The following is a 12,145-nucleotide window of genomic DNA, read 5'->3' as shown; positions in this document are numbered from 1 at the left end:
CAATCATGGGGCCTTAGTTGTGCCTCGATTGAAATAAATAATTTTGAAAGTAGCAGGCAGATAACAGATGAGTGAATTACTAATAGAAGAAGCAACCCTAGACGAAGCTGTTGCAGAACTTTCAACCTTACATGATTGGTTACGTTGGACAACCAGCCAATTTGCCAGCACAGGTATCTTTTTTGGTCATGGTACAGACAACGCATGGGATGAAGCCGTAAGCCTATTATTACCGGCGTTAAGTTTACCGGTTGATGCACCTAAAGAGTTAATGCATGCGCGTTTAACTAGCACAGAAAAAAACCGTTTCGCAGGCCTAATTGCAGAGCGTATTAATGATTTTACACCCGTCCCATACCTAACCAATATTGCTTGGTTTGCCAATATGCCATTTTATGTAGATGAGCGCGTGCTTATTCCACGTTCGCCATTTGCAGAGCTAATTAATAACCGTTTTACTCCATGGCTAGAAGAGCCTGAGTCAGTGAACCGTATTTTAGATTTATGCACCGGCTCTGGTTGTATTGCTATCGCCCTTGCACAAGTATTTGGACAGGCTCAAGTAGACGCGGTAGATATCTCTTACGAAGCGTTAGAAGTGGCTGATATTAATATTAGTGATTACATGCTCAGTGACCGTGTACTTCCTATTCAGTCAGACGTATTTAGTGGCGTACCAGGACAAAGATACGACCTAATTGTTGCAAACCCACCGTATGTGGACGCCGAAGATATGGCCGATTTACCCCGCGAGTTCCACCATGAGCCAGAGCTAGGCCTTGCATCAGGACATGATGGCCTAGATGTTACCCGTACTATCTTAAATGAAGCGGCAGATCATCTAACTGATAACGGTTTGTTATTTGTCGAGGTTGGTAACTCTATGGTACATATGGATGCACTTTACCCTGGTGCGCCGTTTGAATGGGTTGAATTTGAACAAGGCGGACTTGGTGTATTTGTGATCAGTAAAAAACAATTAGTAGCGTATTTCGCTGATTGATCACAGCAAAAATTAAAGCCGAGCCTTAGGCTCGGTACTCAGTAGTCATTATGAATGAGGAAAGTTAATGGCAGGTAATAGCATCGGGCAGTTATTTAAAGTGTCCACCTTTGGTGAAAGCCACGGCGTTGCCTTAGGCGGTGTTGTGGACGGTACGCCCGCAGGCCTTGAAATCACAGAGGCCGACTTACAAATAGATTTAGATCGTCGTAAACCAGGGCAAAGTCGTTACACTACCCAGCGCCGAGAAGACGATGTAATTAAAATCTTATCAGGCGTGTTTGAAGGTAAAACCACAGGCACCAGTATAGGATTGTTGATTGAAAATACCGATCAACGTTCAAAAGATTACGGTAAAATTAAAGATGTTTTTCGTCCAGGCCATGGCGATTACACCTATTGGCATAAATACGGCCAGCGCGATTATCGCGGTGGGGGTCGTTCGTCAGCTCGCGAAACCGCTATTCGTGTAGCTGCAGGCTCAATCGCTAAAAAGTACCTAAAGCAATTTCATGGTATTGAAGTACGGGCGTGTTTAAGCCAACTAGGACCTATAAAAGCTGAAAACTATGACTGGGATGAAGTCGAAAACAATTTATTCTTTTTCCCAGATGCCAGTAAGATTGAAGCACTCGATGAATATATGCGTGACCTTAAAAAACAAGGTGACTCCGTTGGCGCTAAAGTGAAAGTGGTCGCTAAAAATGTACCCGTTGGCTTAGGTGAGCCAGTATTTGACAGACTTGACGCTGAACTTGCCCATTCTTTAATGAGCATTAACGCTGTAAAAGGCGTTGAAATTGGCGACGGTTTTGAGGTGGTTGAACAAAAAGGCTCAGAGCATCGCGACGAACTCACACCAGAAGGTTTTACATCAAATCATGCAGGTGGCGTACTTGCGGGTATTTCTACTGGGCAAGATATTATCGCGTCAATTGCACTCAAACCAACATCGAGTATTACTATTCCCGGTAACAGTATTAACACCGAGAACGAAGCGGTAGAGATGATCACTAAAGGTCGTCACGACCCATGTGTAGGTATTCGCGCCATTCCAATTGCAGAAGCGATGATGGCCATTACTTTAATGGATCACTTACTGCGCCAGCGCGGACAAAACCCACATGTTAACCACGAACATGGGCCAATAAATGGCTCGGTGTAACGCTTAAAGCATACAAAATTGTAGGCGCGGATTTACTCCGCGCTTTTTGATTTGGGGGGCTTTATGAACAACAATTCAAAACACCAAGGCGCACTCAAGCGTTTAGAGAAGTTTAGCCACTTTACCGATAGTAGCATTAGTATTCCTTTTACTAATTTTAAGCTGGGTGCGGAGTCACTTATTGGTATTGTACCAGGAGTTGGTGACTTAGTAGGCCTTATTCTATCAAGCTATGTACTTTTTGAAGCGCAGCGTTTGGGAGTTAGTAAAGGGGTTAAATTTCGTATCATTCTTAATATGCTGGTTGATTTCTTTTGTGGTTTACTCCCAATTGTCGGTGATATTTTTGATGCTTTCTTTAAGGCAAATACACGCAATACCCAATTACTTAAAAGTTACTTAGTAGAGCAAAAACGATAAAACTTAGTTTTTATTGTTTTGAAAAAAGTACTCTGCAATCACCTGTTTCTGTTGGCCAAACTGATCTGAAAGCCCAATACCGATACCTATTATTTTACCTTGTGCTTTTGGTGGCTGAGCTTGCATTTGCTGATTAAAAATAGCAAGTTGAGGGCTTTTCTCGTTGGCTAATAATGTTAAGTGAGGCTGAAAGTTTTGAAATACGTTTGGACTACCGTAACGTTCAAATGCAGTTAATTTATTTGGATAGCTTTTTACCCAAACAGGAACTATTGCATGTTGGTTACGCAGGGGGGCTAGGGCGAGGGTCACTTTATCTGAAAGCCTTTGTAGCTTGTCAGATAAGTGCAAGTTTATAAATGCCCAATTACTTTTTGACACTTTAAAACCCTCAGCAGTAATAGCAAAAGCTTGGTGTTGTTCAACAAGGCTTTTTACTGCGCGCTTAATTGCTTCTTGAGTTCCTTCAGGATAATCAGCTAAATACAGCGTGGCGTGTACTGGCATGCCTTTTTCGTAAAAGCTAACGATGCCTTTTTGTTTTAATGAGTTACTGGTTTGTTCTACCAAATTTATAATAGGTTTTGAAGGAATTGCAAACACATTAATACTGATACTTTTTGCAATAGTTGGAAAAGATAAACTCAATAAAGCCATAAGTAAGGTTTTAAACAGTTTATCCATAATTAGTTTGTACATATTAATTATTTTTACTCAGTGATCGAGTACCTATAATAATGCTTGTTTCTTTAGGAGTAAACTTGAGTATTTGTTTTATTAAAATTATGGCTGCGATGGCTTGTTTTTTGAAAAATGCGTCTACGATGTTTTTTAGTAGTTAATAATATCCGTGGCAAAGTGATTTTGGTGACACTGAATGCTGTTAATTCCAAGGAATATAATTTTTTTATAGTATAATTTGTAATAAAATATATTAAGCTCGCGATGGGGTCTTTATCGGTGAAGAACTGGTTGCGCTTTTTAATTAGTTGTGGAACTTGTGATATGAAAGATCTAGAAACACTCTACCCCTACCAGCAAGTACCTATCTCTAGATGGACATGTCAATTTGAGTCAATGGAAGATGAGCAAGCGTTTCTACTTAGTAAGTTGCCCCGCGATAAAAAAATAGCGCAGTATTTAAGTGGTATTATTGCGATTATTCTAATCTTTATTACTTTTTGCGACCCCATGATTGTCCAGCCTGAGTTTTGGCCTGAGATTACTTTGATTTTGCGAGGGAAGCTAATTTTTATATGTATTGCAGTTGCTGTTTCAGTTAACTACATAAAAACGGTTAAGCAACTCCAGTATATTCGTTGGTGTTTTGTCATATTTTTGTTTGTTCACCTCCAAAGTATGACATTACTATTTAACGATAGTTACATATTTTATGTCTGTTTTGATGTAATAATTTTAATTTCATTATACTTTTCAGCGCTATTCTCATTTAAGTCATCATGTATAGTTGGACTCATATATTGTGTTGTAGCCGTTATTCTCTTATTTATTCTCAAGTCAGTGAGTTTACATGCGCAACTTATGGTTTGTGCAGCATATGTGTCAACTAATTTAGCTGGAGCTGCTATTTCAGCCCATGAGCATATTATAAAAAGGCAATTACATGTGCGTAATAAGTGGCTTAAAGCACTAGCCAAAGAAATGAAAGTGCAAGCGTTTAAAGACGTTTTAACACAACTCCCAAATCGGCGCGCATTTAATGCTCATTTTCCTCTTTACCAAGATGAAGCGGAGTATAAGTCTAGAAAAGTATATGTAGCTATAGCAGATATCGACTTTTTCAAGTATATAAATGACACTTACGGGCATGATGTTGGAGATGCGGCTTTGATTGAGTTTTCTCAAACTTTAATTAAAACACTACAATCAAGTGACGCCTTATTTCGTTTGGGTGGAGAGGAGTTTGTTATGATTCTACCCATGTATACCTACGAAGAGATAAGGGGCTTATTTAATAAAATCATTCTGCAGCTCAACAAAAATATATTTAATATTAAAGAAATAGAACACCCAATCACAGCAAGCTTTGGAGTGACAGCGCTTATACCCTAAGGGATCCCCAGAAATAATCATTAAGTTTCAATTACATCACTCACATCCATATTTTTCCAATCGAGTTTCACTACCACCTGTACGAAATAGGCTAGCCCTTCCAAATAATCTCGCCGTCGCAGTTTAATGGACTGTTTTTTGAAGTATCGCAGCCCAACAAATGCCCATGACACTACTCGTCTTTTTTTGGTTGAATTAGCTTGAAAAGCGCCTGTCTTTCCTGCTTTGTCTATCACTGCCCCCAGCATCATTGAGAACCAATGAACCAGAGTTGCGAGCAGTAAAAGTATGTCTAATCGATTGAGTTTGTTCGTTCTGTGCAGATCTGAGCCTAAGCCGAATCTAACACTTTTTTGATCTCGAAACCCTGCCTCTATCTGCATTCTCATACCATATAGCTTGAGCACTTTTTCGAGAAAATGGTGCCTTTTTGGAAGTGAAGAAACGAGTAGCCAAGGCTCTTTATAACCGCGTTCTTTATCTCTTTTTAATAACTTATGTCCCTTGCCAACCAACACTGCATGCGTTTGATATTTTGCACTTTTGGTCAGCTCGGTCGCGCCAAGATACTGGCTCTTACGTTGATTGCTCTTGAATAGTGACTGGCATGGAACAAACTCATCGCTGCCCTGCGTTTTCAAGTGTGCCGTACCTCGAACTCGGCTAATATAATGCCAGTCATTGTTTCGCACGGCTTTGAGCCAAGGAACTTTAAAGCCCGCATCCGTAACAATAACGGGCCGACAATCACTCGGCAAGATCAGTTTGAGCATCTTCAAGAACCGTTTTTGTACTTTTGGGCAATGATATTGAAAGCTGAATGCACTTTCCTGGTATAAGGTCAAAGAGCGACCTTCACTGACAATGCTAGCACGCAGAATACAGTATTTGGTTTGTGTATCTGCATGACTCCAATCAACCAATATGACGGGATGCTTTTCAGTGACCACAAAACGGCTTAAGCGAACATAAACCGATGTCGATTCACGCAAAAGCTCGTGGTTATTGAGTAGTCGATCAATACGCTTAATATCATGTTTTTCAGTTGTTTTTGAATCCAAATTGCGACCAATAGATGTCAAGGTGCATTGCTGACAGTGCAAAAGAGATTTAACGGCAGCGACTAGAGTATTAAATCTGGCTTTATGAATAGAGTTAGGGGTGACAGCGCGGAGCATATTGTGCAAAATAGTAGACGCATTCATGGTGTTTAGTTCTGTTGTTTTTAAGCGATTCATAAGATCACAAAACACCATGAATGTTCCCTCACTACCCATATTTTTTAACACTATTAGTTCATTGATATATAAAGGCTAATTTTGGGGATACTTTAGGCTTATACCTAATGAGAAAAGTAAAGAAGTATTGGCTCGTGCTGATTCGGCGCTGTATAAAGCAAAAAATAATGGCCGAAATCAATTTATAATTGAAGGCACAGATTAAGGTTGTAAAGTATTGATTTTTACTTTGACTAAAAAAGCCCGTACAATTCGCCCTAATTTTTGAGTGTGTTTTCGAGTTAATAGGTAGAGTAGCTGTATTTTATGCATCAAATAGCTGATTTGATTTCTATTTTTGAAGCCACCTTTTACCAAACCTATGATACGCGTTTGGTTAAGGGTGAGCATGAACCCATCTACATTCCACGTGACGAACAAACACCTTATCACCAAATTATTTTTGCCCATGGTTTTTATGCCAGTGCTCTACACGAGATCGCTCATTGGTTAGTGGCAGGTGATAAACGACGATTATTAGAAGATTACGGTTATTGGTATTGCCCTGATGGCCGTGATAAGGCGCAGCAGGCAGAGTTTGAAAGCGTTGAAATTAAACCGCAAGCCATCGAGTGGGCGTTGAGCGTTGCAGCTGGCTTTGCATTTAACGTCTCGGTTGATAATTTAAACGGCGAACAAACCTGCCGGCTTGACTTCCAAGCGCGGGTACACTCGCAAGTACTTAGCTTAGTCGAGCAAGGCTTTAATACTCGCACTCAATTATTATTAAAAGCATTGAGTGATTATTATAGTACCCCATGGCCGCTTTCAGCGAAACAGTTTGCTTGGCAACACCCAAAGGAATTACGTAATGCAGTTTAAATTAGGCTTAATTGTTAATCCGGTTGCGGGCTTAGGCGGTAGTGTCGCTCTTAAAGGCAGTGACGGTGTTGATACCGCCGCCAAAGCAATTGCTCTTGGCGCAGAGCCTAAAGCAAATTTGCGCACTAAAGCGGCACTTGAAGTAATACTGCCGTATAAAGAGCAGTTAACTATTTATACCGTTAGTGGCTCAATGGGCGAAAACACAGCAAAAGAGCTAGGTTTTACCACCGAAGTTATTTATCAAAGTAACACACCGACCACAAGCAACGATACTGAGCTTGCAGCGCAAGCATTGCAGCAATTAGATGTGGATTTAATTTTATTTGCTGGTGGTGACGGCACTGCGCGTAATATTTGCCATGCAGTAGAAGATGCATTACCGGTACTGGGTATTCCTGCAGGGTGTAAAATTCATTCAGGCGTATACGCTATTACACCAAAAGCAGCGGGTAGAGTTGTTGAAATGCTAGTAAAAGGTGAGCTTGTCAGCCTAGGTGATGCTGATGTTATGGATATTGACGAAGTCGCGTTTCGCCAAGGCACTGTAAAAGCTAAACGCTATGGTGAAATGCAAGTACCTAGCGAAGTGCGTTATGTTCAAGCTGTAAAAAATGGCGGCAAAGAAACCGATGAACTTGTACTGATGGATATTGCGGCCTATGTGGTATCAGAAATGGACGAAGACACACTCTATGTTATGGGGAGTGGTTCAACGGTTGCCGCAATTATGCAAGAAATGGGGCTTGATAACACACTATTAGGCGTTGACTTAGTAGAAGATCAAAGCTTGGTAACAAAAGATCTAACTGCTCAGCAGTTACGTGAGCTAACACTTGGTCGTGATACGAAACTAGTGATCACTTTAATTGGTGGCCAAGGGCATATTTTTGGCCGTGGTAATCAGCAGTTAAGCCCAGCTCTTATTCGTAGCATTGGCATCGAGAATATTATTGTGGTGGCTACTAAAACCAAATTACAAGCTTTACAGGGTCGACCGCTTATTAGCGATACCGGCGATAGTGAATTAGATGATGAATTAAGCGGTTATATTCGTGTAACCACCGGATTTAACGACCATATTATGTATGCAGTAGGTCATCAAGATGCGCTGCAAGGTGAGGAGAAGTAAATGAGTTTAGTAAGTTATATCAATGCAGCTCAGCATTATTTTGATGATTTAGTGATTAAAGCGACCGATGATGAGTTATTTGCAGGTGGCTACTTACGCGGCCATTATGATTTAGCCGTTGGTTACGCCGAAGTTGAAGAGCTAACTATTACCATCGAAGAGCTTAATGACACTGTAGAGAAAAGTTTAATTAAAGCCTATCACAATGGTGAGCTTGACGAAGAAGACAAGGTATTAGTGGTGCGCTTGTGGGAGGAAGTTAAAGCGCTCGCCTAAGTGCTTGTTACAGCGATGAAGACTAAAAACGGCAAGCATGCCGTTTTTTTGTGCGCGAATATAAATTGTTCCTAATAAATGATTTTTATGTTTACTAAAAATTTACCTAACACAACATTTGGGTTAATGTATGCGGGTTAAAATTCTAGGGAACAAGCGAAATGAATAACAATAATGATGGGACAATGCCGACAGGGCTTGTTGCACGATTTTTAAACTTTGTAGAAAAAGTCGGAAATAAACTACCGGATCCAGCAATTATATTTTTATTTGCCATGTTGCTGATTTGGGTTTTGTCGTGGTGGTTTTCAGGTGTTAACTTTGATGCCATCGATCCACGTACTGGCGAAGCTATTATTATCAATAATATGTTGGCCAGTGACTCACTTGCCACGTTTTTATCTTCTATGGTAAAAACTTTTACTGGTTTTGCGCCACTGGGCGTAGTACTAGTCGCTATGCTAGGGGTAGGGGTTGCTGAACATTCGGGCTTTATCAATACGGGCTTAAAGCTCATGTTAAAAGTAACACCTAAACAGCTACTTACACCTTCTATTATTTTGGTTGCTATTGTTAGCCACACAGCAACAGATGCCGGTTATGTTTTAGTTATTCCTCTTGCTGGTGTTATTTTTTATGCTGCAGGGCGTCATCCACTTGCAGGTATTGCCGCTGCGTTTGCTGGTGTAAGTGGTGGTTTTGGTGCTAACTTTATTCCATCAGGCATTGATCCATTATTGCAAAGCTTTACTCAAAGTGCAGCGCAAATTATTAACCCAGCGATGTCGATTAACCCGCTTAACAACTGGGCATTCACCTCAGCATCGAGCTTGTTTATTGTGCTATTAGGTTGGTACATCACCGATAAAATTATTGAGCCTAGATTAAAAAATACGGCCGTTGATGGTGAGACTGAGGACTTACCCGCATTTGAAGATGCCCGCAGTGACGAAAAGCGTGCGTTCTTTATTGCAAGCTCTGTAATGATTGCAGGTCTTGCTTTATTGGCGTATGTATCAGCCCCTAGTGACTCCGCTATGCGAAGCGCTGATGGCTCACTTACCAACTTTCGCTCGCCATTAATGCAATCAATTGTACCGCTAATTTTCTTATTGTTTTGGATCCCTGGTGCTGTGTATGGTTTTACTGTAGGCACCTTCAAGAGCTCAAAAGACATGATAGACGCTATGAGTAAAGCTATGCATGGCATGGCTTATTACGTAGTTATGGCTTTCTTCTGTTCGCTTTTTATCGCTGCGTTTAGTAAATCTAACTTAGGTGCGCTTTTGGCTATTGAAGGTGCGCAGCTGTTAAAGGCGATGGAGCTACCAAGTGCTGTTACTGTAGTGGGAATTATCTTTTTAACTGGCTTTGTTAATTTATTTGTAGGCTCAAGCTCAGCTAAGTGGGCGCTACTAGGGCCGGTGTTTGTGCCTATGCTAATGCAGTTAGGTATATCGCCAGATTTAACGCAAGCTGCTTACCGCGTAGGGGATTCAAGCTCCAATATTATCACGCCACTCATGCCATACTTTCCGTTAGTGGTTGTATATTGCCAAAAATATGTAAAAGGCACCGGTATCGGCACACTTATCGCTATGATGCTGCCATACTCAATCGCCTTTATGATCGGCTGGAGTATATTTTTACTCGGTTACTGGGCTATAGGTATTCCACTAGGGCTAGATGCCAGTTATGTCTATCCAGCAGTAACACCGTAAATATAAATAACAATTAAACTAATAGCCCTGCGATGAAGGTGGGGCTTTTTTTGCGTAGGCTTTAAGTAAATCAAATAAAGTGACGCCATAAAAGTAAATACGATTTTTTCTTCATCTACTTCTCATTTTTCTTTAAAATTTTGGCTGGTGGTTGATTTATCGTAGGATTTCGTCAGACTCGACCCAACCTATAGCTAACTATCCTCTTGCATGCTCGCTAACTTTTACTTACTCTCAAACACAAAAAAACCTCGCCATTTGCATGACGAGGTTTTTAGTATCTAGCTAAATTAAATTTATTTAGATGTGAAGCTTACTGGGCGACGCTCTTTACGAGGTCCGCCGCGTTTGTCACCACTTTTACTTGGTGCGCGCTTCTTGTCACCACTTGGGCGCTCGCCACGTGGCTCAGAAGGGCCTTGATCTTGTGTAATTGTCATACCCATTGGGCGTTTACAAATAAACACTTTTTGAAAGTGATCAAGTACATCTTTAGGCATGTTCTGCGGTAACTGTACCGTACTGTGACTGTCGTGTAGACGAATGTCACCAATAAACTTGCTTGAGATATCAGCTTCGTTAGCGATAGCGCCAACAATGTTCTTAACCTGAACGCCATGCTCACGACCTACTTCGATACGGTAAGTATCCATAGGGCCTGCATCACGACTATTACGTTCGCGAGGTTTACGTTCTGCACGCTCACCGCCACGTTCGCCACCGCGCTCGTTACGACGACCACGGTCATTACGTGAGTTGCGATCATTTCTATCGTTACGTTCGCGAGGTTGAATTTTAACTTCTTCAACTTTAATAGGTGATTGTTGCTGTGCTAAACACAGTAACGCACCGGCTAAGTCTTCAGGCGCAGAATTAAGCTTTTCAGCCATGCTTGCAGCCACTTCATTGAAGAAAGAGATATCTTTGTTTTCAAGCGCAAGCGTAAGCTTTTCTTGTAATGCATTGATACGTTTTTCTTCAACAACTTTAGCTGTTGGTAATTCAACTTGAGCAATTTCAGATTTAGTATGACGAATGATATTTTTAAGTAAATAACGTTCGTTATGCTTAACAAATAATATTGCTTTACCCGTACGACCAGCACGACCTGTACGACCGATACGGTGAACGTAGGCTTCAGAGTCTTGTGGAATATCGTAGTTGATAACTAAGCTTAAACGGTCTACATCAAGACCACGAGCCGCTACGTCTGTAGCAATAACTACGTTTAGCATGCCATTTTTTAAGCGATCAACAGTGCGCTCACGCGCTTGCTGGTTCATGTCACCGTTAAGTGGAGCTGCAGAGAAACCTTCACGCTCTAATAACTCAGCTAGTTGTACTGTATCATTACGCGTACGTACGAAAACAATAGCACCTTCATATTGCTCAGCTTCTAAGAACCGAACAATGGCTTTGTTTTTGTGTACGTGGGCATTCCAAAACACTTGCTCAACTGACGATACCGTCGAGTTACGCGCAGAAATATGAACCTGTTCAGGGTTATTCATATATTTGCTGCTGATGTTTTGAATTTGCTTAGGCATAGTCGCAGAGAAAAGACATGTTTGCTTTTCGCGCGGTGTTTTTTCCATGATGCTTTCAACATCATCGATAAAGCCCATACGTAACATTTCATCGGCTTCATCAAGTACAAGTGCTTGTAATGCATCAAACTTGATAGTGCCGCGGTTAATGTGATCGATTAAGCGACCTGGTGTAGCGACAATAACTTGCGCGCCACGACGAAGTGCACTTAATTGGATACTGTAGCTTTGGCCACCATAAAGTGCCAATACTTCAATACCACGAACATGTTTAGCATATTGTTCGAATGCCTCAGCTACTTGGATCGCAAGCTCACGTGTTGGTGTGAGTACAAGGATCTGTGGCTGTTTCACAGACGGGTCAATATTATTAAGTAATGGCAGTGCAAATGCTGCGGTTTTACCTGTACCCGTTTGAGCTAGTCCCAGTACGTCCTTTCTTTCTAGCAATAACGGTATACATTGAGCTTGGATTTCAGATGGAGTCTTGTAACCCAATTCTTCAACTGCTTTCAAAATTGCAGGAGAAAGATTTAAAGATTCAAACGTGACTGGTTCTGACATTAATACGCCTCAACGAATTTAAAGAGGCGCGCATTATATAGGAAATATAAGGCAATTGCTTGTATAAATTACAACTAATTTGTATGTGATTGATGTTGGTTAATATTTAATCAGTTTAATTTTTGAGTAAGTTAAACTGATTAAC

Annotated in this window: 11 protein-coding genes; 8 read left to right on the top strand and 3 right to left on the bottom strand. The window is 41.0% G+C overall.

Translation table 11 applies throughout. The features are described 5' to 3' along the window. Positions 1–67: 67 nt before the first annotated feature. The 3 genes from prmB to ACT3S9_RS10665 all read left to right on the top strand — a co-directional run bounded on the left by prmB (position 68) and on the right by ACT3S9_RS10665 (position 2,588). On the top strand, positions 68–1,003 hold the full coding sequence (gene prmB, locus ACT3S9_RS10675; protein ID WP_441836040.1) for a 50S ribosomal protein L3 N(5)-glutamine methyltransferase: 936 nt from the start codon (positions 68–70) through the stop codon (positions 1,001–1,003). Positions 1,004–1,070: 67 nt separating this feature from the next. Then, positions 1,071–2,168 carry a chorismate synthase gene (aroC, locus tag ACT3S9_RS10670; protein WP_441836039.1) on the top strand — a complete coding sequence of 366 codons (1,098 nt, stop codon included), beginning with the start codon at positions 1,071–1,073 and terminating at the stop codon, positions 2,166–2,168. 63 nt (positions 2,169–2,231) lie between these two features. After that, positions 2,232–2,588, top strand: coding sequence for a DUF4112 domain-containing protein (locus tag ACT3S9_RS10665; protein ID WP_441836038.1), 357 nt, complete (start codon positions 2,232–2,234; stop codon positions 2,586–2,588). A 3-nt stretch (positions 2,589–2,591) separates the two neighbouring features. On the opposite strand, the gene ACT3S9_RS10660 is transcribed toward ACT3S9_RS10665, so the two are convergent. Next, complete coding sequence (locus ACT3S9_RS10660) at positions 2,592–3,272, bottom strand: 2'-5' RNA ligase family protein (protein WP_444750936.1); 681 nt, start codon at positions 3,270–3,272, stop codon at positions 2,592–2,594. 321 nt (positions 3,273–3,593) lie between these two features. On the opposite strand from ACT3S9_RS10660, the gene ACT3S9_RS10655 reads away from it, so the two are divergent. Continuing rightward, complete coding sequence (locus ACT3S9_RS10655) at positions 3,594–4,661, top strand: GGDEF domain-containing protein (protein ID WP_441993055.1); 1,068 nt, start codon at positions 3,594–3,596, stop codon at positions 4,659–4,661. Positions 4,662–4,681: 20 nt separating this feature from the next. Here the strand turns inward: ACT3S9_RS10655 and ACT3S9_RS10650 are convergent, their stop codons facing one another. Further along, positions 4,682–5,899 (bottom strand): IS4 family transposase, encoded by a 1,218-nt coding sequence (locus tag ACT3S9_RS10650; protein ID WP_444750800.1) that lies wholly within the window; start codon positions 5,897–5,899, stop codon positions 4,682–4,684. 306 nt (positions 5,900–6,205) lie between these two features. Here ACT3S9_RS10650 and ACT3S9_RS10645 point away from each other — a divergent pair, with 306 nt between their 5' ends. From ACT3S9_RS10645 to ACT3S9_RS10630, 4 genes are all read left to right on the top strand, one after another. Beyond that, positions 6,206–6,760, top strand: coding sequence for an elongation factor P hydroxylase (locus tag ACT3S9_RS10645; protein WP_441993110.1), 555 nt, complete (start codon positions 6,206–6,208; stop codon positions 6,758–6,760). Beyond that, positions 6,750–7,892 carry an ATP-NAD kinase family protein gene (locus ACT3S9_RS10640; RefSeq protein ID WP_441993109.1) on the top strand — a complete coding sequence of 381 codons (1,143 nt, stop codon included), beginning with the start codon at positions 6,750–6,752 and terminating at the stop codon, positions 7,890–7,892. The genes ACT3S9_RS10645 and ACT3S9_RS10640 overlap by 11 nt, the downstream gene beginning before the upstream one ends. Further along, the gene (locus tag ACT3S9_RS10635) at positions 7,893–8,168 is read left to right on the top strand and encodes a YfcL family protein (protein WP_441993108.1); all 276 of its coding nucleotides are present in this window, start codon (positions 7,893–7,895) and stop codon (positions 8,166–8,168) included. It begins immediately after the preceding gene. A gap of 161 nt (positions 8,169–8,329) precedes the next feature. Then, entirely contained in the window at positions 8,330–9,889 is a 1,560-nt protein-coding gene (locus ACT3S9_RS10630) for an AbgT family transporter (RefSeq protein ID WP_441836211.1), read from the top strand. Between the two features lie 296 nt (positions 9,890–10,185). On the opposite strand, the gene ACT3S9_RS10625 is transcribed toward ACT3S9_RS10630, so the two are convergent. Continuing rightward, a complete protein-coding gene (locus tag ACT3S9_RS10625) occupies positions 10,186–12,000 on the bottom strand; it encodes a DEAD/DEAH box helicase (protein ID WP_441836212.1) in 1,815 nt (604 codons plus the stop codon). Positions 12,001–12,145: the final 145 nt, after the last annotated feature.

The sequence above is a fragment of the Pseudoalteromonas sp. AOP31-A2-14 genome (assembly GCF_052378035.1).
Taxonomy (GTDB): Bacteria; Pseudomonadota; Gammaproteobacteria; order Enterobacterales; family Alteromonadaceae; genus Pseudoalteromonas.
Note: the sequence above shows the minus strand (reverse complement) of the source record. Positions and strands in the feature narration are given on the sequence as shown.

Coding starts and splice junctions, on each gene's coding strand:
- prmB (WP_441836040.1), top strand. CDS start 68: ATGAGTGAATTACTAATAGAAGAAGCAACCCTAGACGAAGCTGTTGCA.
- aroC (WP_441836039.1), top strand. CDS start 1,071: ATGGCAGGTAATAGCATCGGGCAGTTATTTAAAGTGTCCACCTTTGGT.
- ACT3S9_RS10665 (WP_441836038.1), top strand. CDS start 2,232: ATGAACAACAATTCAAAACACCAAGGCGCACTCAAGCGTTTAGAGAAG.
- ACT3S9_RS10660 (WP_444750936.1), bottom strand. CDS start 3,272: ATGGATAAACTGTTTAAAACCTTACTTATGGCTTTATTGAGTTTATCT.
- ACT3S9_RS10655 (WP_441993055.1), top strand. CDS start 3,594: ATGAAAGATCTAGAAACACTCTACCCCTACCAGCAAGTACCTATCTCT.
- ACT3S9_RS10650 (WP_444750800.1), bottom strand. CDS start 5,899: ATGAATCGCTTAAAAACAACAGAACTAAACACCATGAATGCGTCTACT.
- ACT3S9_RS10645 (WP_441993110.1), top strand. CDS start 6,206: ATGCATCAAATAGCTGATTTGATTTCTATTTTTGAAGCCACCTTTTAC.
- ACT3S9_RS10640 (WP_441993109.1), top strand. CDS start 6,750: ATGCAGTTTAAATTAGGCTTAATTGTTAATCCGGTTGCGGGCTTAGGC.
- ACT3S9_RS10635 (WP_441993108.1), top strand. CDS start 7,893: ATGAGTTTAGTAAGTTATATCAATGCAGCTCAGCATTATTTTGATGAT.
- ACT3S9_RS10630 (WP_441836211.1), top strand. CDS start 8,330: ATGAATAACAATAATGATGGGACAATGCCGACAGGGCTTGTTGCACGA.
- ACT3S9_RS10625 (WP_441836212.1), bottom strand. CDS start 12,000: ATGTCAGAACCAGTCACGTTTGAATCTTTAAATCTTTCTCCTGCAATT.